This window comes from Pedobacter psychrotolerans (assembly GCF_004340665.1).
Classification (GTDB): Bacteria; Bacteroidota; Bacteroidia; order Sphingobacteriales; family Sphingobacteriaceae; genus Pedobacter; species Pedobacter psychrotolerans.
Genome location: NZ_SLWO01000005.1, coordinates 60303 through 87009 on the forward strand (window position 1 = coordinate 60303; position 26707 = coordinate 87009).

A 26707-nucleotide genomic window follows, 5' to 3' on the forward strand; every position below is an offset into this window, starting at 1 on the left:
ACAGATGAAAGTGTAGACCTATTGCCATAAAAAAAGCCTGGCAATCTAATTTGCCAGGCTTCAAGTTTAAAATTTTATAATTATTTATCCTTTGTAAAAAGTGTGGTTCCTCCACCTTGAGTAATGTTAAATTCTTTTTTAGCAGGGTTGAATAATATCTCTATACCAGCGTCTTCGAAGGAAAATTTATTTTCACTTACATAAGTTAATGGGAAAGATTGTTGTCCGGTTGCCTGTGCAACTAATCCGCCATCTTCTTTTGTAATCGTGAATTTGATAGCCATCTTAGTTGTAGAATATACACCTAAATACTGATCTAAATTAACCGTTGGCGTACTAGCGCCTGTTCCGGCAGTCCAGGTATTATTATCAGGGTTGCTATCTGGTAAAACCTTATTTGGGTCCAAAGTAACAGAAACAATTTCTTCAGTTGTTGGATAACGGACCAACCAGCTGTTATTTTTCATCCATACATCAACAGGAACTTTAACCGTATCAGTTTTACCGCTTTTGGTTTTCACCTGAAGGATAATAGGCATTGGCATTTTTTCCAAATTGAGTACTTTAATGGAATAGCCTGTAAGTTTTCCATCAGTTTTAACTTCCTGAACTGAACTCACCGCCTGATCCATCTTCCAGCTATTTAAAAACCAGCTTCTCCAAAACCAAGCTAAGTCTTCACCCGCACCATTTTCCATCGAGCGGAAAAAATCATAAGGTGTAGGATGTTTATATGCCCAATTCTTAATGTATTGGCGGAAGGCATAATCAAAACGATCCTCTCCTAAAATCTCTGTTCTCAAAATATCCAGTCCCCATCCTGGTTTTGCGTACAAGTTAATACCAATGTTACCTTCAATCATTCCATCAGGCATTAACATGATGTTTTCAAATTTCGGATTACCAATTACCTGCTTGCCAATGATATTCATATTTGTAGCACGCTTAGCATATTCACCCTTGTTGAAATTTTTAGATGAAATACCGTTGATAAAAGTATTAAAACCTTCATCCATCCACCCGAATTTACGTTCATTCGAGCCAACAATCATTGGGAACCAGGTGTGGCCAAACTCATGATCAATTACGCCCCATGCACTGCCTTTTTTAGCAGTCCATCCGCAGAAAACAATACCCGGATATTCCATCCCACCGATGTTTGTGGCTACATTAACAGCCATTGGATATGGATATTCAAACCATTTTGTAGAATAATGTTCAATTGATGTTTTTACATATTCCACACCTCTTCCATAAGCATCTACACCATTGCTTTCTACTGGCTGTGCAGAAACGGCCAGTGATTTTTTACCACTTGGCAAATTGATCCTTGCGGCATCCAGAACAAAAGCTTTTGATGAAGCCCAAGCCGCATCACGTGCATTGATAATTTTATATTTCCAGGTTAATTTATCTTTTTCAGGACGTGATTTTGGATCTGTAACTTCTGCTTCCGTGCGAATATGAACTGTTTCATCACTATTTTTTGCGGCGTTCCATCTTTTTAATTGCTCAGGCGTAAACACCTCCGACGGGTTCAAAAGCTCACCCGAACCCATCACAATGTGACTGGCAGGGGCTGTAATGGCGAAATTGATATCACCATATTCACAATAAAACTCACCTCCACCCCAGTAAGGCAAAGTGTTCCAGCCAATTACATCATCATATACGCACATGCGTGGAAACCATTGGGCAACGGCGAAGATTTCTCCATTTTTAGTGGTTAAATGACCTGTTCTATCCGATCCTTCTTTCGGTACCACATAAGAATAGTCGATTTTAATGGTAATCACCTCACCATTCGCAGCCAAAGGTTGATCCAGGCGAATTTGCATACGTGTATCTTCAATCAATGAGGTAAATTTTACCGCACTGGATTTTTTAGATACGCTCACATTTTTAATCTGGTAGCCACCATCAAACTTTTCGCCCTGGGCACCATAACGGCTACGGGATGGTGTAATTTGTTTGCCACGGGAATTTTCTTTGAATGTATTCTGATCCAACTGTAACCATAGATATGGAAGCTGATCAGGACTATTGTTTTTATATGTTAAGGTAACCGAACCGGTAACCAGATTTTGGGTTTCATCAAGATTTGCGGTGATATTATAATCTACCCGGTTCTGCCAATATTTAGCGCCCGGAGCGCCACTAGCAGAGCGAAATTCATTTCCATTTTGAGTGTAAAAAAGTGGTCCGAAGGCATCGGCCGAATTGTAATTGGATACTGGTGCAGCCTGTTGCGCAAAAGCAGATAAAGCGGAAGCACAACTAAAGGCGCACAAAGCGATTAGTCTGGTTATTTTCATGTGAATAAGTTGTATTACGGATGTAAATATAAATAATAAGCACATATGACGACATATGTGCTTATAATGTTACTGCCAGAAATTCGGTTTCCTATTAATTCACCTTTAATTTGGGTAAATCTTGTAACTTTTTTTGCTGTGGAGTTAATTTTTGCCACGCAACAAATGCTCTTGAGATATAATAATTATAACGATAAGGCCTTTCTGCTTTTATCTGCTCTATTGAAGGGCGGTAAATGATCATAAAATTTTTAAGATCTTCACCTTGCAGTTTAGTTAAATCTGTAACGGCTTTTTCGCTAAAGTTTGCATCAATCTCTTCCTGGTACATATCCTTCTCTTCCATTTCAGCCTCTTTGCGTTGTTGTCTTTTATACTTACCGTATCCCAAATTGAGGCTCAAGCCGCCAACTTTATCTGTCATTCTTTTTCTGTTCAGGTTTCCACCTGTATTTAATAGTGTATATTTCTCAGCTAAAGGATCTTTCGCATCAGTAATCTGGCTATTCATTCTTACCCCTCTTACATCAACATCAGCTAAGCTATTGGATTTTACCGGAAGGTAAATGGTTCTGTTTAATAAGTTGGTTAGGTATAAGGTATCGGTATGATAGCCAACCGCTGAGAATTCTATTAAATCGCCAACAGTAGCAGCAATAGTATACTTACCTTCTCTATTTGTACTGGTTGTCTTTTTGCTATTGATGTTTCGGACAGATACACCAGGTAATGAGATTGTTTTTTTTGAGTAATCGAACACCGTACCAGTGGTTACGGTTTGTGCGATAACGCCGGCAGGCAAGGCGAGGAAAAGAAAAATGATCAGCTTATACATATTCAAAAGTAAGTTAGGAAAATATCTAAAGCTTGCATTTAACAAACTTTAACAATACAACACATGAGTTAGGCTAGTGTTTTAGCATAAAGAGATTCATCAAAAGATATTAAAAGTGGCTGACCTTCCTTTTCAATCACCGGACGCTTGATGGCACTCGTATTATCGATCAGGTACGCAATCGCTTTTTCCTGATTGTTGATATTGGCTTGGTCTTCTTTGCTGAGTTTTTTCCAGGTAAGCCCCTTGCGATTCAACACCGTTTCCCAGCCAAAAACTTTACACCATTCATTTAGCTTTTCTGCAGTAATTCCTTTTTTCTTAAAGTCATGAAATTCAAAATCAATTTTATTTTCCTTTAACCAGTCGAGTGATTTCTTTACTGTATTGCAGTTGGGTATTCCGTAAACGATCATATAATTATTAAATGAATGAATTTTGAATGCGTGAGTGACTTATTGAATATTTTTTTTTGTGCTCAAAGATAATAAGTGAATACGGAATGAGATAATGAAATATTCATGTTTATCCCTTTACACCCATTAACTTGTAAATCTTACGTTCATCACATTTTTTAATGTATCCGTCACATTTTAAATAACAAATAAATAACTCTTTGTAGCATTGTGATATAATTTACAATCCATATGCACATCCTATCAGAAACTACACCTCCTACAAAAGCAAAAAACATCAACCAGCTGGAGTTCTGGATTTCTACTACCCTTTATATCCTGGCTTTGATCAGCATTTGCTCACAAACCACTTATGGCTCTGGTCACAGCTATCGGTTTGAAGATAATGATATTGATTTTTCGGTAATAGAAAATTTCTTCCTTCCTGAATTATTCAAAATCAGCATTATATACATCAGTTTTCTACTTTTTAATTTCTGTTTGATGCCCCAGTTAACCCGTAAAAATAACATTGCATTGAATGTTATTTTATCGGTTATCGTTACCGCTATTTCTGTAGTCACCTGGATGGTTGCCAATACCTACTCGCAAGCCTATCGCCTGGTAGAAATGGAAGATGTAAATAATGTGTACGGCATTTTTTTTGGGGAGGCCTTTACCTATATTTTCTTTCTCTACTTACTTTTTAATATCTATGCCTATTTTAATGAACAAGGACTGGCACTCATCAATAAAATTCAGTTTTTGAAAAGCTATAGTAAAAACATTATTCCTGAAATATTTATAACCACCAGAATATGGTTAATCTCTTTAATGATTTTGATGGCAGTGATATCTGCTAAATCTGATAATGAAATTCTGGTTTTTTGGCTCATTGCACCACCAGTAAATGTGATTATGGCTTTTATCTCTATATATTACATCATCCCTAACCTTAGAAAGGAAATGAAGGGATTTGGGCGATATTTTTGGGGAAATTTAGCCATTTCAATTCTGATCATTCCATTTATTCTCCTTTTACTTGCCGGTTTTATGAGCGGAGGAAATGCAGTGCCGCTTACATTGGCGTTCACATTGATCAGTTTAGTTTGTATAACTACCCCGGCCGCCTGGTACATTTATAAAAATAAATTCGAGAAGCAGAATGAAATTCAAATGCTTAAAACTGAACTAGGAAAATCGGATGCCAATTTAAATTTTCTAAAATCTCAAATTAATCCCCACTTCCTTTTCAATGCATTAAATACTTTATTTGGAACAGCCTTACAAGAAAATGCCGAACGAACTGGCGAAGGAATTCAGAAACTTGGAGACATGATGCGCTTTATGTTGCATGAAAATATGCAGGATAAAATTTCCTTAACCCGCGAAGTTGAATACCTGAATAATTATATTGACCTTCAAAAACTCAGAACATCACGCACCGGAGATATAAAAATCGACACCGCTATTGAGGAACAAATTAATAACCTAAAGATTACGCCGATGTTATTAATTCCCTTTATAGAAAATGCCTTTAAACATGGGATCAGTTTGCAACAGCCGTCTTATATCAAAATCACCCTACAAACAAAAGAAAACACCTTGTACTTCGATGTCAGCAACAGTATTTATATCAAGGCAGACAACGATCCTGAAAAACTTAAAAGTGGCATTGGACTTGAAAATGTGAAACAGCGTTTATCATTACTCTATTATGGCAAGCATGAACTGATCATCCGTGAAACCGCAAAAGAGTTTTTTGTTCATTTAACATTACAACTGGATTAATCTTATACCTATATTGCTGCATTGAATAAACTAAGATGATTGCTATTGCCATAGATGATGAACCCATTGCACTGGATATTGTGAAATCTCATGCAGCAAAAGTTCCCTTTTTAAATCTGTCTGAAACTTTTACAGATGCTTTTCTAGCCATTAGCTTCATGCAGCAAAATAAGGTTGATCTGATTTTTCTGGATATTAAAATGCCCGACATCAGCGGCATTGATTTTCTGAAAAGTTTAAGCAATCCACCTATGGTTATTTTTACAACAGCGTACACTGAACATGCGGTGCAAAGCTTTGAATTGGATGCAGTTGACTATCTGCTCAAACCTTTCTCACTTTCTCGCTTTTTAAAAGCCTGCAATAAGGCGCAAGAGTTATATAACCTTCGTAACCTAATCACAGGAGCAAAAGCAAATTATATTTTTATTAAAGATGGTTATGAACAGATTAAAGTGGAGTTGGCCGATATTCTTTACGTGGAAGCTTCAGGAAATTATACTCAGCTCCAATTGAAAGATAAGCTTTTAAGTTCAAGAGTCACGATTAACGATTTAGCAGAACTTTTACCTAAGGCTGCATTTATCAGATGCCACAGGGCTTTCATAGTGGCCAAAAGTCAAATTACAAAGTTCGACCGAAATCAGATTTGGGTAGGGAATAAAATCATTCCGATTGGTGCAACTTACAGTGGTATTCAATTAACCTGATTAAATCTTACAACCGTTAAACATTTCTGCTTCCAACATTGAAAGCTTAGCCTTATCTTTGCGCCATGTCAACACAACTTAAAAATCTTTCTGATTTCTCTCACACCACGGTACCAAATGGCGCTAACTATAAATTTGGAATTATTGTAGCCGAATGGAATGCTGAAATTACTGGTGCTTTATACAACGGTGCTTTAAAAACCCTGATAGAAAATGGTGTGAAGGAAGAAAATATTATTTCTTTGCCCGTTCCCGGGAGCTTTGAATTAACTGGTGGAGCTGAAATATTATTAAGTAAAAGAAGTGACATTGATGCCGTAATCTGTTTAGGTTGCGTGATTCAGGGCGACACCAAACATTTTGATTTTATTTGCGATGCCGTAGCTCAAGGCGTAACCAATGTAGGCATCAAATATAGCAAACCTGTTATTTTTGGTGTATTAACTACCAACAACCTGGAACAAGCTCAGGATCGTGCAGGCGGTAAGCATGGTAATAAAGGAGATGAAGCCGCAATAACGGCCATCAAAATGGCTGATTTCGCAGCAAATATTTAACCTTGCGCTTTCGTAAACTATTTGTACCTTAGCGAATTAAATTAACCAATCCAATGAAAAAAGTAGCCATCCTATTATTGGCGGTGTTTTGCACCATTACCATTTTAGAATCTTGTTCTTCTAAACTTTGTCCGGCATATAGCTCTTATCCTGAAGGCAAACGCAGGCGAAACTAATCTTCAATATTTATTAATTTTCATTTTTAGGTTATTTGCAGAACATTACCTTCATGCAAGTGTTATGCCTATAAAAAATATTTACTATGACTTGGGTTAATTTAACATCACTGGATCAGTTAAACGAAATTAAAAATGCAGAAGGCTATAGCTTAATTTTTAAGCACAGCACCCGTTGCTCCATTTCGATGATGGCAAAAAGAAATTTCGAATTTAACTGGGAAGTGATTCCGGAAGATACAAAACTTTACTTTTTGGATTTAATCAGCTATCGCGAAATTTCCAACTCAATTGCAGAAATTTTTAATGTAGCACACCAGTCTCCACAAATTTTATTAATCAAAGATGGAGAATGTGTTTTAGAAGCGTCACACAGTGATATCTCTGCAGAAGAAGTTGCAGAAGTAATCGCAGCCTAGAAATATTTAGAGTTATTAAAGCATAAAAAAGGGCGAAAAATAATTTTTCGCCCTTTTTTATAAGCTATCCTGAAATCGATCAGGCATTTTCTATTTCCAAAACTTTAGAAGTTCTTTCTCTCGTTTTTTTACAAAGGTCAGCATCATCAGATAGTTCCTGCCCATAAGTTGGGATCATATCTTTTATTTTAGCCTGCCACTCATCAGTAGCCAAATCTTCTTTGAAACAACGCGCCAGTAATTCCAGCATAATGGAAACAGCCGTTGAAGCACCTGGAGATGCACCTAAAAGCGCCGCAATAGAACCATCTGCCGCACTAACTACTTCAGTACCAAATTCTAAAACGCCACCTTTTTTCTCATCCTTTTTAATTACCTGTACCCTTTGTCCGGCATATTCCAACTCCCAGTCCTTTAATTCTGCCGTAGGTAAATATTCTTTTAAAGCCTCTAATCTATCTTCAGGTGATTGTCTTACCTGCTCGATTAAGTATTTTGTTAAATCAAGATTATGTAACCCCGCAGAAATCATTGGGCGGATATTGTTAAACTTGATGGATTTAGGCAAATCCAAAAAAGATCCATTTTTAAGAAACTTGGTAGAAAAACCAGCATAAGGACCAAAAAGGAGGGCCTGTTTGCCGTTAATCATTCTCGTATCTAAATGGGGAACAGACATTGGAGGTGCACCAACTGCCGCTTTGCCATAAACCTTTGCATGGTGTTTGGCAATAATTTCATCATTTGTACATTTTAACCACTGTCCGCTTACCGGGAAACCACCAAAACCCTTACCTTCCGGAATGCCCGACTTTTCTAATAGTGGCAAAGAACCACCACCAGCACCAATGAAAATGAATTTAGCCACACGCTTGCGCGTATCATTGGTTTCTAAATCTTTAACCTTAATTACCCAGTTGCCATCCTTATTTTTCTTTAAATCACGGATTTCGTGGTTAAAATATAAGTTTACGTTTTCCTGTTCCTTAAGGTGATTGAACATATCCCGGGTTAGAGAACCAAAATTAACATCGGTTCCTAAATCCATTTTAGTAGCTGCAATTTTTTCATCTTTCTTGCGTCCTTCCATAATCAGAGGGGCCCAGGTATCAATTACTTTTGCATCATCAGTATATTCCATTTCGCTAAAAAGCGTGCATTTTTGCAATGCTTCATAACGTTTTCTAAGATAATCTACATTTTTCTTTCCCCAAACAAAACTCATATGCGGAATTTTCCGAATAAAATTTCCTGGACTTGAAACCAATCCCTTTTCGATAAGATAAGCCCAGAACTGTTTAGAAACTTCAAAATTTTCGGCAATTTGTACCGCTTTTTTAGTTTCAACGGTACCATCACTTTTTTCGGGTGTATAATTTAATTCGCAAAAAGCAGAGTGACCCGTTCCTGCATTATTCCAGGCATCTGAACTTTCGGCTGCTGCAATATCAAGTCTTTCGTAAATTTCGATACTTAAACCGGGCTCTAACTCTTTTAATAAAACACCAAGGGTAGCGCTCATAATACCAGCGCCAATTAAAATCACATCTGCGTCAGTTTTGCCAACTGTCTTTTTCTTTTTAGTCATTTTATATTAAAGGAGTTACAAATTTAGAATCATTTCAAACATACAACGAATTTTGCATTTGGAAAACTAAAAAAATTGCCGAAAAATTAGAAATTAATTTAGTAAAACATTTCTTAAACAATCACTTTTCGCAAAAGCCATTCCGTTTTAAATCGCTAAAGGGAAAATTGATAAAAATGGCATTATAAAAACAGAACTAAAGACCAAATAGGTCGATTTGAAAATTTCCGCCCAATTTCATTGCTATTATTTAAGCATAATTTGAATTTACATGCCAAGTAGTATTCAAAATCAATTTCGTTAAAGGAATAATTGACACTAAAATAATAATGAAAAAGATTAGTTTTGATAAATCAGCCTCGGTATAACCATTTTATTTTCAATTGATGAAGTATTTACTTTTATTAATTTGTACTATTTTCCTTTGGGCTTGTTCTGGTGACAAGACAGATGAAGCCTTGCTCCTATTGGATAAACAAAAGCTAGACGAAAATATCAATTACGATAAAATCGTTTTTTATAAGTTCATCAAAATTGCCATTCGTTCAAATGCTGTACTAGACACAAATATGGCGGAATACCAGCATTTTTCTAGGCACACCCGATCTACTTTGGCATTAATGGACAAGATAGATACCAACGAGCATAGCATTTCGGTGATAGAGGCCCTTAAAATCTACAACAATTACCGTAAGGTGAAAGCCTTTGTAAAAGAAACTGATGAAGATATTTTCCCGGGATTGATTCAAGGACTCAATGTACTTCATGGCGCTCCTAAGGTAGATTTCAAAACCATTTCCCCGGCTGAAAAGCTTCGTACGCAGAATATAGAACACGCCATTTTAAGTATGGCCGTATTGACTACCCGTGATTTAGGTCAGCCATTTGCCCTATATGAATGTTCGAAAACACAGCCCGAACTTTTGCCTGATTCTGAAATCAAAACCCTATTAGAGTTTGTAAGAGGGTTTTTATTTTTTGGCAATAACCTGTACTATCTTTCAGAGGATGGATTATCAAGGAACATCAAGTGGCTTGATAAAAATGAAAATATCCCGTTGCCATATACCAAGGCATTTTTTGGCTGGAGAAATTTAAGTGATACCCAAACCCATACTGCATTTCATGGAATGAATTATCTTTTCAGAGGCTTTGACAGAATGCGGATGGAACGAAAGATTGATGAGGAAAGATCGTTGGAAGATTTTGAATTCTTTTTAACCGATATGAACAAACTCGGCCTTCAAAACGAATTGGTATGGATAATTGATGCCTATCTCAATTTAAAAAGAGACTATCCTGAAAAGGCTGTTCTGGCACTTGAAAAATTAAAGAAAAGCCCTCTGTTTTCTGAAACAGAACATCAAGCCTTTCAAGAAATCATTGATTTTGCAAACGAAAGAAAACCCGATGCCGCGTTGAAAGGTGTTTATGACAAAGCCTTTATAACAAAATTGGTATCAAAATATATGATTGCTACCATAGCAAAAATTAATTGGGAGCAGGTGATGAGAGATAACAATGTTCCGCACACTAAAGAGATTTTTGCAGGTGTTCATAAATTCAGAAACATTTCAAATGCTGTGAGTCAATATACGGAGTCATCCACGATAAATAACAGTAAAAAGGAAATTACTAAAAAGGGAAGTGAGTTGTTGAACAAAGCAAAAAATTTATGGTAAGCTGTTTAGTTTCTGGTTTACAAGTTTGCATAAAGTAAATCTGTATTCACTGAATTGAGTATTGAACCAATAAACCAGCAAACATTACAACATTACAACATTTCCATATTGTCACATTTCAATCCTAATCCTTAACTTTGCATTATGATTGATCTACCAGTAGTACCTGCTGTAACTGAAGTTAAACGTAAACCAGATTGGTTGCGTGTAAAGTTGCCTGTGGGCAAAGAATACGCTCAGGTTCGTAGTCTGGTTGATACCCATAAGCTTCACACCATTTGCGAAAGTGGTAACTGTCCGAATATGGGTGAATGCTGGGGTGCTGGTACTGCAACTTTCATGATTTTGGGAAATATTTGTACCCGTAGCTGCTCTTTTTGTGCAGTAGCAACCGGTCGGCCTTTAGCCGTTGATGTTGATGAACCCAATCGCATTGCAGATTCAGTAAGATTAATGGGAGTAAAGCATTGTGTCATCACATCTGTAGACCGTGATGACCTGAAAGATGGCGGTTCCATTATCTGGGCAGAAACACTGCAGGCTATCCGGAGAGAAAGTCCAATAACTACACTTGAAACATTAATCCCTGATTTTAAAGGTCAGTGGGATAATTTATACCGCGTATTAGAAGAACGTCCTGAAGTGGTTTCACATAATATGGAAACTGTTAAACGTTTAACCAGACAAGTAAGAATCCAGGCGAAATATGATAGAAGTCTGGAAGCTTTAAAAAGAATTTCTGAATTTGGCTTGAGAACTAAAACGGGTATTATGCTAGGCTTAGGTGAAACTGATGAAGATATTTTTGAAGCAATGGATGATCTGGTTGCAAATGGTGTACACATTTTAACACTTGGACAGTATTTACAACCTACCCGTAATCACCATCCGGTTATCGATTGGATTCATCCAGATCGGTTTGCCATGTACAAGGAAGTTGGTTTATCTAAAGGATTAAAATATGTAGAAAGTGGTCCTTTGGTTCGCTCTTCTTACCATGCTGAAAAACATCTTTTCCCTATTGAGGGTATAGCATAGCTCAAAAATTATAGATGATGAATAGAATGTTTTATAAATCGCACTCCATAAAGGAATTAGTTTATAAAACATTTTTTTGCTTTTTGTGTTCAGTAATGTATCTTAGTATTCATAGTGACTGCATTAAAAAAATCTACATTAACTGAACCTGAACTTGTTCTTGCACTGCAATCGAAAGATTCGACAGTGTTAAAAACATTGTACAGCATGTATTCACCGGCACTTTATGGCGTTATTTCCAGAATTATAACCCATACTGAACTGGCTGAAGATGTGTTACAGGAAACCTTTGTAAAGATCTGGCAATCTGCCGAGCATTATGACAATACAAAGGGAAGACTATTTACGTGGATGATGAATATCGCCCGTAATTTGTCTATAGATAAGTTACGTTCTAAAGATTTTAAAAATTCACTCAAAAACCAGGATATAGAAAATAACGTAAGTTTCGTTGATGAACAAAACAAAGTTACCTTTAACCCAGATGTACTTGGGATTAAGCAACTTGTTGAAAATCTTAAACCGGACTTACAAGCCGTTCTTGATTTAGTTTATTATAAGGGCTTCACGCATGTTGAAGCCGCAGAAAAGTTAGATCTGCCATTAGGTACGGTAAAAACCCGTATTCGTTTGGCTATTATTGAATTGAGAAGGAATTTTAATTGAGCGTGGAAAATTTAAAAGCATATATCGAATCAGGAGTACTTGAACTGTACGTTTTGGGTGATTTATCGCCTGAGGAAGCGTTGCAGGTAGAAGAAATAGCTATTAAACATCAGGAGGTTAGAGATGAACTTGCTGCCATTGAAAATGCCATTGAAAAATTTGCGATGCAAAACGCATTACAACCACCCGCATCTGTTGAAACAAAATTATTTGAAAAATTAGGTATCAGTCTAGATGAAGAGACTGAATCTGTTTCTATACCATCTTTAACACAGGAAACAAAAATAGTTCAGTTCGAAAGCCATGACGGAAAGGTTAGAACTTTACGTTATGCATTGGTAGCCTGCGTAGCACTTTTAGTGATTAGTACAGCTGCACTATTTATTACCTATACAAAGTTAACAGATGCACATGATCAGATTGCAAGCTTAAATTTAGACAAACAAAAATTTGCAGGCATTGTAAGCAAGCTGGAATATTCTAACCAAGGTTTAAGCAATCTGGTGGAGATGAATGACAGTAAGGAATGGGCAACCATCAAAATGCAGGGACAGGCTATTAGTCCTCAGTCAAAAATGAATGTCTATTGGAACAAAAAGAATAAAAGCGTACTGATTAATTACCTGGCAATGGATCTTCCAAAGGCAGATGCTCAACATGAATATCAACTTTGGGCAATGGTTAATGGCAAACCAGTAAGCCTCGGTGTGTTCGGTAAAACTGATTCTACTTCAAAGGAAGCACTTTTAAAAATGCAAACCATACAGGAAGCACAGGCTTTTGCAGTTACCTTAGAACCAATGGGTGGAAGTGTAAATCCAACCATGGAAAAACTAACCGTGATGGGTGGTGTATAATAACAGCGTTTTAAAATATTAATCCCGACAAATTAAGATTTGCCGGGATTTTTTTTTATGATGTAATTATTTTTGAGCGTATTTCACTTCTTCATATGGCTGAACTAAAACCCAACCTTCTCCAAAAAATTCTAACTGAAATGATTCCCCACTGCCTCTTCCTATAAATGATCCGAAAGTAAGATTCGTTTTAATATTTGGTGATAAATTTTCTGACCAGGCCACTGTAGCATTTGGATCAGTATATACAGGTTGATTTGCACTTACCCTTAACAAAATTGGCTCTCCATGAGTGGTAATCGCAATATATCCGCTACCTGATAGTTTAACTTGAAATAACCCACCACTCATCATTCCCGCTACACTTTTCAACATTTTGATTTCATTTTTAATGCTATCTTCAAGTGCCAGAACATCATTTCCGTTTACAAAAACTGATTCATTTTGAAGCTTAATGATTTTGACCTTTTTACCCTCATCAGCTAAATAAAGTTTTCCTGTTCCTGCGGCATGCATCAATGATGTACCTTCCCCAGAGATTGCTTTTTTTAATAAGCCTCCTAATCCTTTGCTTAACAAGCCTTCACGTTTAAAATCGACATTGCCAATATATGCAACCATTGATCCGGCCTTTGCCATAATCTTCTGATTTCTTAAATTGACTTCCAGTAGTGCTGGCTTCTCTAGTTCAAAAAAATCATTTTCGTTTGGATCCTCTGCAGATTCCTGAATAAGTTCCTTTAGGGTATACTCTTTTTTTGTTTCCATAATTAATTAAATTGTTTTCGGTTATGAACACCCATATCAATTCATGAGCCAAATTCATTTTAAATCATGCGCTTAAATGAAAACAAAAACATCAATAAGATGGTAAAACATCTATATACACCTATAGAATATTCTTAAAAGGGGTTTAGTAATTATGGTATTAATTTATTTATTTTTTAGTAATAGTTTATTTACATGCTGGCCATTGGAAGATAACAAGTACAATGCATACTTTTTAAAACATTTGCTGTGCTACCAGAACAGCAGTATTGATAAGTTTAGAACAAAAGCTATTAATAGTTATCGAACTTAAATTAATAAACAAATCACATCAGTTCGTGAATTGTTGAAGCAATTCCTGGAGCAACTTCCGATGCCGTTACCACATATTTATCTTTTGCCAACTGATCACCGGTTTTCCCATGAACATAACAGCCTAAAATCGCCGCATCAATTGTGGCATATTTTTGAGCAAGAAATGCAGCAATTACACCAGTTAAAACATCACCCATTCCACCTTGAGCCATGGCTGGATTACCTGTGGGATTGATATATACTTTCCCTTCAGAAGAGCAAACGAAGGTATACTGATTTTTAAGAACAATTACGATCTTCAATTTTACTGCTTGTTCTTTTGCGGTTTGTAGTCTTTCCCACCAGCTTTCATGAGCACCAAAAAGTCTGTCGAATTCTTTCATGTGAGGCGTTAAAAGAGAATGGGCAGGCAGTTTACTTAACAAATCCTGCCGCTCGGCTAATATATTCAGGCCATCAGCATCAATAATTAAGGGTTGATTTGTTGTGATTAAATGTTCCAATAAACGTTCATTTTCATTGGAAACACCTAAGCCTGGTCCGATGGCGATCGCCTGGTATTTTTCAGGGTTTTCGATTTTAGTATATTCATCACGCGGCAGGGACATCACTTCAGGTAATCTGGTGTTCAATGCAACTAATCCACTAGGTGGAATACAGGCCGTGGTTAAGCCCGCACCGGTATGCAGGCAAGCCATGGCGGATAGTAAAGCAGCACCCATTGTATCTGTATTTCCAGCTATAATTAAAGCGTGTCCATAAGTACCTTTATGGCTAAATAGTTTTCTCGGTTGGAGTATCTGTTTGATATCGTCTTCTTCAATCAAATAGAAATCAGCAGTTTGCTTCTGAATGAAGGCCTCATCCAATCCAATTGCTACAACTTCAAACTGTGCCGTTGCCAAGGCAGATTCGGGCATAAAAAAATTTATTTTTGGCCGCTGGAAACAAATCGTTTTTAAAGCTTTAATTCCATTATATTCCTTTGGCAATTTTCCTTCAGCGAAAAAACCTGTAGGCACATCAACAGCATAAACCCGTTTTTTTGATTGATTAATATGATCAACTAATACAGCATATTCGCCCTCTAAGGGCTTATTCAGCCCAGATCCTAAAATGGCATCAATAATAATATCTGATTTGATGCTTTTTAAATCTGCAGCGGTATTTAAGACTATTTTTTTACACCTCGATTCTTCTAAACGTTGTAAATTAATGGCGTAATCTAAACTTTGCTTATCACTGAAGTTAACCAGATAAACCTTAATGTTTGAATATCCATTATGAAGCAAAAGATGCGCTATCGCCAAGCCATCACCACCATTATTCCCTTTACCGCAAAATATAGCGATACTTTTATTGGTATCAAATTCATTTCTTAAGAAACAATGAACAAAAGCACGGGCTGCCTTTTCCATTAAGTCAATAGAAGCTATGGGCAGATGTTCAATGGTAAATTCATCTGCTTTACGCATTTGTGCTGAAGTAAGTAGAGTTTGCATGAAACTAAGTTAGGATTTAAGTATAATAAAGATTTGCGTATTATTGTTTTGGCAAGGTATTCAGGTATTAAAAATGATTGGCACGAATACTGACCAACCAAAAATTATATATCTTTAACCTTTACCAAAAAAATCAATTTTAATTAAATGCTAATCAAATGAATCAAAAACCATCAAATGCATTTATAGCCGCTTCGTGGATTGCCTTAGGCACTGGCATGATAGGATTTATTGTTGGCCTTTGGCGTTCAGACATGCTACTGAATGAAAAAGGATATTATTTTACTGTTTTAATGTTCGGCCTTTTTGCTGTAATCTCCCTACAAAAAGCTGTTCGTGATAGACTGGAAGGCATTCCGGTTACAGAGATTTACTATGGCATAAGCTGGTTTTCAACTTTACTCACCATCACCTTGCTGGTCATTGGTTTATGGAATGCCACACTTTTACCCAGTGAAAAAGGTTTTTATGCCTTTGCCTTTTTACTTTCCCTCTTCGGAGCCATCACCGTTCAAAAAAACACCAGGGATAACCAGATCATAAATAAAAATAAAGATCTCAATTAATTGCGTTTAATTTAATGGCTGAAAAAATAATCATTGGTGTAACAGATTGCAGCAAATTCTCTATTTATCGTGATTGGGTTTTATCATACGATAGCCGCATAGAAGTTATTCAGCTAGGTTATAAACTGAGTAATTTTGAAGATATCAAAAACTGCAATGGAATTGTATTAACTGGTGGAGAAGACGTTCATCCACGGTTTTACAATCATCCAGAGTATTATCCTTATTGCCATGAAGATGATGTTGATGAACTTCGGGATGAATTTGAATTTAAAATTTTAGCTTATACGGAGGCGAATCATATTCCGGTTTTAGGCATTTGTCGGGGAATACAGGTAGCCAATGTTTTTTTTGGTGGAACGCTAATTCCAGATATCGCGGCTTGGGGAAAGTTTGACCATGCTAAAATGCCCGATAAGCAGGATCGATATCATGATATCATTATTAATCCAACTTCATGGTTAAAGCAAATTGTACATACTGATTTAGGTTTGGTTAACAGCAATCACCATCAAAGTACCGATAGAATAGGAAAAGGCTTGGTGGTAAGTGCTATCTCGCCAGATGGCATTGCTGAAGCAATAGAACGCCTTGAACCAGCAGGCAAATCATTCCTTTTATTTGTACAATGGCATCCGGAACGTTTAAAAGATCAGCAAAGTCCGTTTAGCAAAAACCTACATCAGGCATTTATTCAAGCGATTATAAATCAACCCTAACCTTCTTAACTTACTGTTTCCCAATTCATAAAGGTTTGGCAAAACAGTTTAAATGCTGCAATAAATTAAGGGCTTATTTTGAAGATACTAAATCGACTTAGGAAGGCTACCCATTTATGATTAGTGAAGAGAATAATAGCTAATTCCTAACTTTTTAATAAATTGCAGATCAATAATTTTCAATTCATCAATTTAGATATTTAATGAAGAAACTATTCCTTTTGTTGTCATACTGTATTTTCACAGCCAATACATATGCTCAAACTTTAGTCAATGAAACTGAAATAGGCGATGCTGAAAATGCAGTTTCAACAGCACCAATTGCCATTATTCCAGAGCCTGTTTCGCTCATGAAAAAAGCCGGGCAATTTACCTTACCAGAAAATGTGAGTATTCAGGCGCCAAAAAATGAAGGTTTAAAACAGAGTATTGCTTTTTTATCAGAAAGAATTAAAACGGCTACAGGGAAATTTGTGAGCACCGTTTCTACAGCAAACCACCCTACAATTAAATTGATACTGAATACTCAAAATGATGTACAATTGGGCACGGAAGGCTATAAGTTAAATGTTAACCCCACTCAAATTATCATTACGGCCAATCAACCTGCTGGTATTTTCTGGGGTGTTCAATCATTAATTCAACTGTTTCCGGTAGCGATAGAAAGTAAGGAACTGGTAGAAAATGTAAAATGGAAATTGCCTTGCGTTGATGTAGTTGATTATCCAAAATTAGGCTGGAGGGGATTAATGTTTGATGTTGCCCGCCACTTTTTTACAAAAGACGAGGTGAAGCAATTTATCGATAATATGGTTCGCTATAAATTTAACCTGTTACATTTTCACTTAACGGATGATGAAGGATGGAGAATCGAAATTAAAGGTTTACCAAAATTAACCGAAGTGGGTGCCTGGAGTGTTAAGAAAACCGGCACTTTTGGTGACTTCATTCCGCCTACCGCCGATGAGCCCAGAAATTACGGTGGTTTTTACACACAGGAAGATATTAAAGAACTGGTACAATATGCACAAGAACGTTTTGTAAATATTATGCCGGAGATTGACGTTCCAGGTCATAGTTTAGCCGCAATCGCTTCTTATCCCGAACTTTCATGCACACCAGAAGCTGTTAATTACAAGGTCCGTTCAGGCGAAAAAATTATGGATTGGAGTCGTGGCGCTCCTCCCCTAGCTTTAGTTGATAATACACTTTGTCCGGCAAATGAGAAAGTTTACGTTTTTCTGGATTCGGTGATTACACAAGTCGCTAAACTTTTTCCTTTCGAGTACATCCATATGGGTGGTGATGAGGCACCACATAATTTCTGGGAAAAGAATGATCAGGTGAAAGCGCTTATGCAACGAGAAGGATTAAAAACCATTCCGCAAGTACAGGCTTATTTCGAAAAACGTGTAGAACAGATTGTAGTTTCTAAAGGCAAAAAATTTATGGGATGGGATGAAATTCTGGAAGGCGGTGTTTCGCCTACAGCATCGGTTATGAGTTGGAGAGGTTTAAAATATGGTATTGAGGCCTCAAAAGATAGGCATAACGTGGTGATGAGCCCAACTGAATTTGCTTATTTAGATTACATGCAGGCCGATGTAATCACAGAACCCAAGGTTTATGCCTCTTTGAGGTTAAATAAAGCATATCAGTTTAATCCAATACCTGCCGGCGCAGATCCTAAATATATTATCGGAGGGCAGGCCAATCTCTGGACGGAACAGATTTTTACTTTCCGCCAGGTACAATATATGGTATGGCCACGTGCCTTTGCCATTTCTGAAGCCATCTGGAGTCCTATAGAAAAGAAAAACTGGACGAGCTTTATAGATCGTACAGAAGAGCATTTTAAAAGATTGGATTTAGCTGAAGTTAAATATTCGCCAGCTATTTATGATCCGATTTTCACCGTGAAACGCAGTTCAGATAAACAATTGATGATTGAATTGACACCTGAAATTGATGGCTTAGACATTTATTATAGTTTCGATAATTCTATGCCAGATCGTTTCTACCCTAAATATACAACGGCCATTACGCCACCAAAAGATGCAAGTATGCTCCGTGTGATCACCTATAAAGGAAAACAGCCAATAGGAAGAATGATCAGTATGCCGATTGCTGATTTACAAAAAAGAGCCAGATAATGGGAATAGAAATCGAAAGAAAATTTTTGCTCCATCATGATGCATGGAATAAACTTGTTAAACCAGTTGGGAAAAGCTTAAGGCAAGGTTATATCTTGAATGACCCTGCTAAAACCATTCGGGTAAGAATAGCTGAAACAAAGGCTTGGTTAACAATAAAAGGCATTACACTTGGCGCATCAAGATTAGAATATGAATACGAAATCCCGTTAGAAGAAGCAAAGGAACTGCTGGATAATTTTTCGGAAGGTGAACTTGATAAAATCAGATATGAAATTGACTATCAGGGAAAAACCTGGGAAGTGGATGTATTCTCTGGTGATAATGATGGATTAATCGTAGCAGAAATCGAGCTGTTATCTGAAGACGAAGATTTTGAATGTCCAGAATGGATTGGTGTAGAAGTAACTGGCGACAAACGCTATTATAATGCCAGTTTAACTACCTATCCATTTAAAGACTGGACAGCGTAAATTAGATTGCAATCATTAAAATACCTCCAAAAAAATAAGGCTTAGAATTCTCGATTCTAAGCCTTATTTGTTATGAGTTAAATATGCTTTTTCTCAAAGCAGCGACTCTATTATTTAATTGCTTTTAAAGAGATATCAAAAACCAAAGGAGTAAAAGGATTGATCGGACCACCACCATTTTCTCCATACCCTAATTTGGAAGGAATGATAATTTTGATCTTTCCACCTACACCAATCATTTGAACGCCTTCAATAAATCCTGGAGCCAACTGCCCTAAAACTAATGGACGAGCTGAATATTGCGCCATTGGTGAATAAATACCAGCCTCTTTTGCAATCTTCGCATCAGATGTATCGAAAACATTAATTTTACCGTCAGCCTTTTTATTCGTGAACTGACCTGTATAGTCAACCATGATGGTATCAGTTAAGGTAGCCCGTTGAGTATTACCCGGTGCTTCAATTATGTATTGTAAACCTGATGCTGTTTTCTGCGTTTTCAAGTTGTTATCAGCAATATACTTGGCTATTTTCGAAGCTTCATTTGCTTTATTTTTAGCAATTAAAACTTTATATTCTTCTTCAAAAAATGAACGTTTCTTTTTCTCGAAGGTAGAATCAGCCTCATTGGCAGCTTTATGTAAAACCTTTTCTATTTTAATGGTGAAAGTAGAAAAGTTATCTTTTGCACCAGCTGGTTTAGGCTGACCAGAATATTTAGCCATAGAATCCAGATTCAATTTAAAAACAGCGCTATCCCCTTCACCTAATAATTTTAAAGCAGAAGCTAAATCCCCTTTAAACATCGATTTACTGATGGGAAAAAATGCTGGCCTTTCATTATCATATGTATTCACCAAAGTAGAATCTCCATTTTTGGTTTCAATCACCTGGATCCCATTTAACTTAACGAAATCGCCCTCTTTAATTTTAGGTTTTCCTTCGCTATTGTAAATTTTATAGGTCATATCACCCTCACCCTTTTCAAATTTATTACAGGCGGATAAACCTAAAGCTGCCACCAATATAATAATTACTCCTTTTTTCATCTTCTGCTATAATTTAATGCACAAAAAAAGTGTTGCTCAAATGAAACAACACTTTTTAAGATTTAAATTTATTTTTTAATCGGCGCTGCTGCAGCAGGTGCCTTTTTTATATCTGTTATTTCAATATCAAATACAATTGGATTGTAAGGCATAATTCCAACCTGTGGAGCACCTTGCTCACCATATCCTAATTTAGAAGGGATGATAGCGGTGATTTTTCCACCTTTACCAACCAATTGCAATGCTTCAGTAAAACCTGGGATGGTTCCACCCAAAGCCATTTTAGTTGGACCATATGGTCTGCCTGCCTGAAATTTATTTTCAGCTTTAGCAATTTTTTCATCACTGGTATCAAATACCGGATATTTACCTTTACTATCTTTTTTAGCCAGTCTTCCTGTGTAATTTAATGTTACTGTATCACCTAGTTGCGCACGTTCAGCATTTCCTGGAGCAGTAATGATATATTGTAATCCACTTGCTGAAGTTTTAGTTTTTAAATTGTTATCAGCAACGTAAGCTTTGATTTTACCGTCTTCAGCACCTTTCTTTTTCTCTGCAGATGCTTTAAAGTCTGCCTGGAAAAATTCACTTGCTCTTTTGTTGAAGGTTGAATCAGCTTCACCAGCATTCTTTTTGAAAACTTTCTCTACCTTAATCGTGAAAGTAATGTATTTATCTTTTTTAAACTGCTCTGGCTTAGGCTGTTTACTATAAAAAGCCATCGTATCTAAATTTACCTTAAAAGTTGCACTATCACCTTCTCCGAATAAAGTAAGCACATCATTCATGTCGCCAGCGTACATTTTCTTTTGAACAGGGAAAACCTGTGGGTTTTCGTTGTCATAAGTACTTCCTAAAACAGAGTCTTTATCGTTTTTCTGGATGAAATTCATTTTAATGATATCACCTTCTTTGATTTTCTCTTTACCTTCAGAATGGTGAATGGTATACAATAAACCGCCAGCACCTTTTTTCTCTTTGTTACAAGCTGCTAACCCTAATGTTGCTGCTACAAGAACAATAATTCCTTTTTTCATTTTGTATTTAAACTTTATTTAATTTGGTTATTTGCTTTACGCAATTAATTGGTTTTTATATTCTTCTAAAATGGATTTGAAATCGTTTACCACGTCATTCAAAGGCTTTTCTGAGGCGCCACCAGCAGCATTTCGGTGTCCCCCACCGTTAAAATATTTTTTACAGATTTCATTTGCAGGAAAATCGCCGGTAGATCTTACTGAAAGCTTCACCTTATCACTGCGTTCTACAATCAATGCAGCAAGCTTAATTCCGTTAATAGAAAGTGCATAATTTACGACACCTTCCGTGTCGCCCGTTGTACTATTAAAACGAGCAAGTTCTTCTTTGGTTACCGCAATAATTGCAGTATTGTATTCTCTGATGATTTCAAGTTTGTTAGACAGGCAATAACCTAAGAATCTTAAACGATCTTCGCTTGCATTATCATATACCTGCTGATGAATTTTCCAATGTTCAGCACCTAAATCGATTAAATCGGCAGCAATTCTATATACATTAGCGGTAGCCGACTCGAAACGAAACGATCCCGAATCCGTCATGATACCTGTGTATAAACAAGCTGCAACATCTTTATTAATTCCAGCTTTGTCTTCTAACTGATTGACAATAAAGTCATATACCAATTGTGCGGCCGCACAAGCATTAATACTCCAGTGGCGGTAATCATCAAAGTCTTCAGGTTCTAAATGATGATCAATCATCACTTTCTTAGCACCTGCCGCCCTAACAAGTTCACCTAATTCATTAATCCGACTTAAAGTATTAAAGTCCAGACAAAAAATCAGTGCAGCTTCATCGACCAGTTTGGCAGCCTTTTCCTGCTCTTCTGTAAAAATAATTACATCTGAGTTATTGGGCATCCAGTGTAAAAAAGTTGGATAATCAGTTGGCGTAATTACTTTTACGTGATGACCTTTTTGGATTAAATAGCCATACAAACCTAATGATGAACCCATTGCATCGCCATCTGGTTTGTGGTGCGTAGTGATGACAATTTGTTGTGGCGTAGCCAGTAATGATTTTAACTCAGGTAGTGTAAGCATATATTTTTTGCGTTGCAAAGCTAAGGATTTTTAGTATAGGATTAAAGGATTTTAAGATTAGCCAACTCATATATTATAAAAGTGATTATAAGTTACTCCATCTGGTTCTATCAACTTTGAATTGTATTAGGATCTTACATAAGGTTTGTGATTATTCATCAATAAAACGTATTTTTGCAGAAAAATTGATATTCAAACACAATGAGCACTAACAGAACTTTTACCATGATCAAGCCTGATGCAGTTGCAAATGGCCACATCGGATCGATCATAAACGACATTACCAATGCAGGTTTCAAAATCATTGCATTAAAATATACCAAATTAACTGATGAAACTGCTGGTGAGTTTTACGCAGTTCACGCTGAGCGTCCTTTTTATAAAGATTTAGTAAGCTTCATGTCTTCAGGACCAATTGTTGCTGCTATCCTTGAAAAAGATAATGCTATCGAAGATTTCAGAAAATTAATCGGTGCAACTAACCCTGCTGAAGCTGCAGAAGGTACGATCCGTCAGAAATATGCTAAATCTATCGATGCAAATGCAGTTCACGGTTCAGACTCTGATGAAAATGCTGAAATTGAAGGTAATTTCTTCTTCAAGGCAGATGAGCGTTTCTAGTCATCAATAAAAATATTTTTATTTAAAACCTCGATATTTTCGGGGTTTTATTGTTTTATCAATTTTGTATCTTTCAGGCTTAAAATATTCAGCCTATATAACCGTTTCAATACTACACCTTAATCATTAAATGAAAACAATTCTCTTGGCAGCATGCCTTTCAACCATTACCGTTGCATCTTATGCACAAAAAAAACCGGTGGCAAAAAAAACGATTACTAAAAAGATTATCAAAACCACCAGCATTATTTCTGGTTTAAGATCTGGATTAGATTCTACCAGTTATGCTTTCGGGACATCAATTGGTGCCGGATTAAAATCTACCGGATTATCAACATTAAACTATGAAATGCTGCTAAAAGGTTTAAAAGATTCATTTACGGGTGGAAAATTGATCTTAACACAACAACAGGCTCAGGAAACCATTAATGCAGCCATTACTAAAGCATCAGCAGTAAAAAATAAAGCTGAATCAGAAGCAAATAAAATTAAATACGGACCTATGATAAAAGAAGGACAAGATTTCTTAGAAGAAAACAAAAAACGTGCTGGTGTACAAACTACCGCCAGTGGCTTGCAATACGAAGTTTTAACGGCTGGAACAGGTGTTAAACCTACCGCTACAGATTCTGTTTTGGTACATTACAAAGGAACTTTGTTAAACGGGAAACAATTTGACAGCTCATACGATCGTGGCGAACCGATCAGCTTTCCACTAAATAGGGTTATTCCAGGATGGACAGAAGGGGTACAATTGATGCCAGCAGGATCTAAATACAAATTTTTTATTCCATACCAACTGGCTTATGGCGAACGTGGTGCTGGAGCTGATATTCCACCTTATAGCGCTTTAATTTTTGAAGTTGAATTGCTAAAAGTTAATGGCAAATAAGCATTTATTAAAACATTCTTTATTATTCAATGTTAGCTATTAAAAATTAGCATTAATATGAAAAGAATATTTCCAATAGCACTCATTGCATTTTTATGCACTACCTTAAGCAGTTGTGAACTGGTAGGAGGTATATTTAAAGCCGGCGTTTGGGTTGGTGTAATTGTGGTAGTTGTTGTAGTGGCACTACTGATCTGGATTCTGAGCAAAATATTTGGCGGCGGAAGAAGTTAGTTTTAATAGGGCTTTTAGTCCGAAATCAAAATAAGAAAGCGCTGGATTTTATTAATTCAGCGCTTTTTGCTTATAACGCATTGCATTAAAGAAATACCATTTCGTTAATCACCACACTACCGGCGTGTTCATTTAACTTTTGTATGATGCCCTGGCGAACCATCACCAGTTCATTTTTAATTACAGAGGATTCTATTCTGATAAATAACTTTTTATCCTTGATGTAGATTTGCGTGGTTCTATTCGCGATAGCTGTACCCATAATTTCCGGCCAGATTGCCAGAATGGAGGTTTCATCAAATTTTCGGCGTAAGCGATACACATCAAGCATTTTGCTAATGGCATCTTTCATGGTTACATCATTCGGTTTACGCATAGCTTATTTGTCCTTCCTTAACTTCAAACAAAGTTACATCAACTTCTATTTTTTCAAAAACTGATTTTACTCTTTCTTTTCCTGTATCTGTAATAAAGATTTGTCCAAAATCCTGGTGAGATACCATTTGCATTAATTTCTGCACGCGATGATCATCTAACTTATCGAAAATATCATCCAGCAGTAATAGTGGTTTAAAGCCTTTATTTTTAGCCAGATATGCATATTGTGCCAGTTTTAAAGCAATTAAAAATGACTTCTGCTGGCCTTGTGAACCAAACTTTTTCAATGGCATATCACTAATTACAAAAGCAAGCTCATCTTTGTGAATTCCGGTTGTAGTACGTTCGAGCACCCGATCTTTTTCCACGGATTTTCTCAATAACTCATCAAAGGGCATATCTAATAATTGCGATTGATAATTTAAAGCAACTGTTTCTTTATTTTCGGTAAGGTACAGATAATAGGCATTAAAGAGTGGAATAAACTCATCCATAAATGCTTTTCTGATTGCAAAAATTTTATTTCCTGCGATCACCAATTGTTCATCCAGAATTTCCAGTAATGTTGGATCATATTTTCTGGTTACTGCAATCTGCTTTAAAAAGGCATTTCTGTTTAAAAGAATGCGGTTATAAGTAATTAGCTGATCAAGATAATGAGAATCAGTCTGAGATATAACGTTATCTATAAATTTTCTTCGCTCCTCACTGCCTTCCATAATTAAGTTCACATCGTATGGAGAAACCATCACCACAGGAAACAAACCAATATGGTCAGCCAGTTTTTCGTATTCCTTTTTATTCCGTTTGAACTGCTTTTTTTGATTTCGTTTTACGCCACAGGTAATTTTATCATTTTTTTCATTGCGGTCAAAATCCCCCTGAATCATGAAAAGATCTTCTCCAGTCTTGATCTGCTGACCATCAATCGGGTTAAAATAGCTTTTACAAAGGCATAAATAATGAATGGCATCGAGCATATTGGTCTTACCCGATCCGTTATTCCCCGTAAAAACGTTTACAGTATCTGAAAATTGAAGATCTGCATCGCAATAGTTTTTAAAATTTAAAAGCGTAATATTCTTTAACCACATAAATATGGCGCAATTTACCGTTTTTTAACCTCTAAATAACTAATGTTTAATTAAATACTTCAAAATAAAGGTTGATACTTTGATTGAAAAATGTATTTTTGCAATCTTAATTTTTTAAACAAACATGTCTACAACAGATAACCAGACTACTCAACCTATTAAAAAAGGTTCATTTTTACAGGAAAACAATAAGAGCTTGCTTTTTATTGCAGGTGCTGTAGTTTTATTAATCGGTGTATATTTTTGGTATCAAAATGTGTACTTAAAAGGCCGTGCTGAAGAGGCTGCAAGCAAAATGTTTAAAGCTGAATCTTATGTAGGTGTTGATTCTTTATACAATAAAGCCGTTAAGGGTGAAGGTGGTTACCCAGGCTTAGCACAAATTGCGGACGAATACGACAATACTAAATCTGCTAACTTAGCCAACCTTTACCTTGGTGGAATTTATTTACGTAAAGGTGAATATAAACAAGCCATTGATGCATTAGGAAAATATAGCGCTACTGGCAGTCCGGTTGCAGATCCATTGGCTTTGGGTTTATTAGGAGATGCTTATAGTGAATTGAAAGACTATAAACAAGCTGCTACTTACTATAAAAAAGCATCTGATAAAGCCAGTAAATTTACTTCACCAATGTTTCTTAAAAAGTTAGGCTTGGTAAACGAAAACCTTAAAGATTTTAACGGTGCGGTTGATGCTTATACTAAAATTAAAACACAATATCCTGAAAGCGCTGAAGCACAATTAGTAGATGCATATATCGCTAGAGCACAAGGACAAGTTAAATAATTTAAACAACGATATAAAGATTGAAGACCATTGAAAG

Annotated in this window: 28 protein-coding genes; 17 read left to right on the forward strand and 11 right to left on the reverse strand. The window is 36.4% G+C overall.

The window, feature by feature from the left end:
- Positions 1 to 80: 80 nt before the first annotated feature.
- The 3 genes from EV200_RS13400 to EV200_RS13410 form a co-directional block, all read right to left on the reverse strand.
- Positions 81 to 2315: a M1 family metallopeptidase gene (locus tag EV200_RS13400; RefSeq protein WP_132533444.1), complete on the reverse strand. Its 2235-nt coding sequence runs from the start codon at positions 2313 to 2315 to the stop codon at positions 81 to 83.
- Between the two features lie 94 nt (positions 2316 to 2409).
- Positions 2410 to 3150, reverse strand: a complete 741-nt coding sequence (locus tag EV200_RS13405) for a carboxypeptidase-like regulatory domain-containing protein (protein ID WP_132533446.1) — start codon at positions 3148 to 3150, stop codon at positions 2410 to 2412.
- Positions 3151 to 3218: 68 nt separating this feature from the next.
- Entirely contained in the window at positions 3219 to 3566 is a 348-nt protein-coding gene (locus EV200_RS13410) for a Spx/MgsR family RNA polymerase-binding regulatory protein (RefSeq protein WP_132533448.1), read from the reverse strand.
- A gap of 231 nt (positions 3567 to 3797) precedes the next feature.
- On the opposite strand from EV200_RS13410, the gene EV200_RS13415 reads away from it, so the two are divergent.
- The 5 genes from EV200_RS13415 to ytxJ all read left to right on the forward strand — a co-directional run bounded on the left by EV200_RS13415 (position 3798) and on the right by ytxJ (position 7198).
- Positions 3798 to 5336 carry a sensor histidine kinase gene (locus tag EV200_RS13415; RefSeq protein WP_208864550.1) on the forward strand — a complete coding sequence of 513 codons (1539 nt, stop codon included), beginning with the start codon at positions 3798 to 3800 and terminating at the stop codon, positions 5334 to 5336.
- A 35-nt stretch (positions 5337 to 5371) separates the two neighbouring features.
- A complete protein-coding gene (locus EV200_RS13420; RefSeq protein ID WP_132533450.1) occupies positions 5372 to 6046 on the forward strand; it encodes a LytR/AlgR family response regulator transcription factor in 675 nt (224 codons plus the stop codon).
- Positions 6047 to 6111: 65 nt separating this feature from the next.
- Positions 6112 to 6603: a 6,7-dimethyl-8-ribityllumazine synthase gene (gene ribH, locus EV200_RS13425; protein WP_132533452.1), complete on the forward strand. Its 492-nt coding sequence runs from the start codon at positions 6112 to 6114 to the stop codon at positions 6601 to 6603.
- A gap of 53 nt (positions 6604 to 6656) precedes the next feature.
- The gene (locus EV200_RS22105; protein ID WP_255352363.1) at positions 6657 to 6779 is read left to right on the forward strand and encodes a hypothetical protein; all 123 of its coding nucleotides are present in this window, start codon (positions 6657 to 6659) and stop codon (positions 6777 to 6779) included.
- Positions 6780 to 6865: 86 nt separating this feature from the next.
- Positions 6866 to 7198: a bacillithiol system redox-active protein YtxJ gene (gene ytxJ, locus EV200_RS13430; protein ID WP_132533454.1), complete on the forward strand. Its 333-nt coding sequence runs from the start codon at positions 6866 to 6868 to the stop codon at positions 7196 to 7198.
- A gap of 79 nt (positions 7199 to 7277) precedes the next feature.
- On the opposite strand, the gene EV200_RS13435 is transcribed toward ytxJ, so the two are convergent.
- On the reverse strand, positions 7278 to 8786 hold the full coding sequence (locus tag EV200_RS13435) for a malate:quinone oxidoreductase (RefSeq protein ID WP_132533456.1): 1509 nt from the start codon (positions 8784 to 8786) through the stop codon (positions 7278 to 7280).
- Between the two features lie 386 nt (positions 8787 to 9172).
- Between EV200_RS13435 and EV200_RS13440 the strand changes: the two genes are divergently transcribed.
- The 4 genes from EV200_RS13440 (at position 9173) to EV200_RS13455 (ending at position 13029) form a co-directional block, all read left to right on the forward strand.
- The gene (locus tag EV200_RS13440) at positions 9173 to 10468 is read left to right on the forward strand and encodes a short-chain dehydrogenase (protein WP_132533458.1); all 1296 of its coding nucleotides are present in this window, start codon (positions 9173 to 9175) and stop codon (positions 10466 to 10468) included.
- 144 nt (positions 10469 to 10612) lie between these two features.
- The gene (gene lipA, locus EV200_RS13445) at positions 10613 to 11506 is read left to right on the forward strand and encodes a lipoyl synthase (RefSeq protein ID WP_132533460.1); all 894 of its coding nucleotides are present in this window, start codon (positions 10613 to 10615) and stop codon (positions 11504 to 11506) included.
- Positions 11507 to 11620: 114 nt separating this feature from the next.
- Complete coding sequence (locus tag EV200_RS13450; RefSeq protein ID WP_132533462.1) at positions 11621 to 12172, forward strand: RNA polymerase sigma factor; 552 nt, start codon at positions 11621 to 11623, stop codon at positions 12170 to 12172.
- Positions 12173 to 12174: 2 nt separating this feature from the next.
- Entirely contained in the window at positions 12175 to 13029 is an 855-nt protein-coding gene (locus EV200_RS13455; RefSeq protein ID WP_132533464.1) for an anti-sigma factor, read from the forward strand.
- Positions 13030 to 13095: 66 nt separating this feature from the next.
- On the opposite strand, the gene EV200_RS13460 is transcribed toward EV200_RS13455, so the two are convergent.
- Positions 13096 to 13797 (reverse strand): AIM24 family protein, encoded by a 702-nt coding sequence (locus EV200_RS13460; RefSeq protein ID WP_132533466.1) that lies wholly within the window; start codon positions 13795 to 13797, stop codon positions 13096 to 13098.
- Positions 13798 to 14123: 326 nt separating this feature from the next.
- Positions 14124 to 15614, reverse strand: coding sequence for an NAD(P)H-hydrate dehydratase (locus EV200_RS13465; protein WP_229676831.1), 1491 nt, complete (start codon positions 15612 to 15614; stop codon positions 14124 to 14126).
- Positions 15615 to 15772: 158 nt separating this feature from the next.
- Here EV200_RS13465 and yiaA point away from each other — a divergent pair, with 158 nt between their 5' ends.
- The 4 genes from yiaA (at position 15773) to EV200_RS13485 (ending at position 19525) form a co-directional block, all read left to right on the forward strand.
- The gene (yiaA, locus tag EV200_RS13470) at positions 15773 to 16180 is read left to right on the forward strand and encodes an inner membrane protein YiaA (protein WP_132533468.1); all 408 of its coding nucleotides are present in this window, start codon (positions 15773 to 15775) and stop codon (positions 16178 to 16180) included.
- A gap of 14 nt (positions 16181 to 16194) precedes the next feature.
- The gene (locus EV200_RS13475; RefSeq protein ID WP_132533470.1) at positions 16195 to 16899 is read left to right on the forward strand and encodes a gamma-glutamyl-gamma-aminobutyrate hydrolase family protein; all 705 of its coding nucleotides are present in this window, start codon (positions 16195 to 16197) and stop codon (positions 16897 to 16899) included.
- Positions 16900 to 17102: 203 nt separating this feature from the next.
- On the forward strand, positions 17103 to 19052 hold the full coding sequence (locus EV200_RS13480) for a beta-N-acetylhexosaminidase (RefSeq protein WP_132533472.1): 1950 nt from the start codon (positions 17103 to 17105) through the stop codon (positions 19050 to 19052).
- Positions 19052 to 19525, forward strand: coding sequence for a CYTH domain-containing protein (locus tag EV200_RS13485; RefSeq protein WP_132533474.1), 474 nt, complete (start codon positions 19052 to 19054; stop codon positions 19523 to 19525). The genes EV200_RS13480 and EV200_RS13485 overlap by 1 nt, the downstream gene beginning before the upstream one ends.
- A 110-nt stretch (positions 19526 to 19635) precedes the next feature.
- Here EV200_RS13485 and EV200_RS13490 read toward each other — a convergent pair whose 3' ends face one another.
- From EV200_RS13490 to EV200_RS13500, 3 genes are all read right to left on the reverse strand, one after another.
- Entirely contained in the window at positions 19636 to 20574 is a 939-nt protein-coding gene (locus tag EV200_RS13490) for an FKBP-type peptidyl-prolyl cis-trans isomerase (RefSeq protein WP_132533476.1), read from the reverse strand.
- Positions 20575 to 20642: 68 nt separating this feature from the next.
- On the reverse strand, positions 20643 to 21614 hold the full coding sequence (locus tag EV200_RS13495; RefSeq protein WP_132533478.1) for an FKBP-type peptidyl-prolyl cis-trans isomerase: 972 nt from the start codon (positions 21612 to 21614) through the stop codon (positions 20643 to 20645).
- Between the two features lie 36 nt (positions 21615 to 21650).
- Positions 21651 to 22661, reverse strand: a complete 1011-nt coding sequence (locus EV200_RS13500) for a DHH family phosphoesterase (protein ID WP_132533480.1) — start codon at positions 22659 to 22661, stop codon at positions 21651 to 21653.
- Positions 22662 to 22862: 201 nt separating this feature from the next.
- Between EV200_RS13500 and EV200_RS13505 the strand changes: the two genes are divergently transcribed.
- The 3 genes from EV200_RS13505 (at position 22863) to EV200_RS13515 (ending at position 24408) form a co-directional block, all read left to right on the forward strand.
- Positions 22863 to 23282, forward strand: coding sequence for a nucleoside-diphosphate kinase (locus EV200_RS13505; RefSeq protein ID WP_132533482.1), 420 nt, complete (start codon positions 22863 to 22865; stop codon positions 23280 to 23282).
- A gap of 130 nt (positions 23283 to 23412) precedes the next feature.
- Positions 23413 to 24174: an FKBP-type peptidyl-prolyl cis-trans isomerase gene (locus EV200_RS13510; RefSeq protein ID WP_132533484.1), complete on the forward strand. Its 762-nt coding sequence runs from the start codon at positions 23413 to 23415 to the stop codon at positions 24172 to 24174.
- Positions 24175 to 24231: 57 nt separating this feature from the next.
- Positions 24232 to 24408: a hypothetical protein gene (locus EV200_RS13515; RefSeq protein ID WP_165877931.1), complete on the forward strand. Its 177-nt coding sequence runs from the start codon at positions 24232 to 24234 to the stop codon at positions 24406 to 24408.
- A gap of 85 nt (positions 24409 to 24493) precedes the next feature.
- Here EV200_RS13515 and EV200_RS13520 read toward each other — a convergent pair whose 3' ends face one another.
- Both EV200_RS13520 and recF read right to left on the reverse strand, forming a co-directional pair.
- Positions 24494 to 24784, reverse strand: a complete 291-nt coding sequence (locus EV200_RS13520; RefSeq protein ID WP_132533488.1) for a DUF721 domain-containing protein — start codon at positions 24782 to 24784, stop codon at positions 24494 to 24496.
- Positions 24777 to 25880 carry a DNA replication/repair protein RecF gene (gene recF, locus EV200_RS13525; RefSeq protein ID WP_132533490.1) on the reverse strand — a complete coding sequence of 368 codons (1104 nt, stop codon included), beginning with the start codon at positions 25878 to 25880 and terminating at the stop codon, positions 24777 to 24779. The genes EV200_RS13520 and recF overlap by 8 nt, the downstream gene beginning before the upstream one ends.
- A 124-nt stretch (positions 25881 to 26004) precedes the next feature.
- Between recF and EV200_RS13530 the strand changes: the two genes are divergently transcribed.
- Positions 26005 to 26670: a tetratricopeptide repeat protein gene (locus EV200_RS13530; protein WP_132533492.1), complete on the forward strand. Its 666-nt coding sequence runs from the start codon at positions 26005 to 26007 to the stop codon at positions 26668 to 26670.
- Positions 26671 to 26707 lie beyond the last annotated feature (37 nt).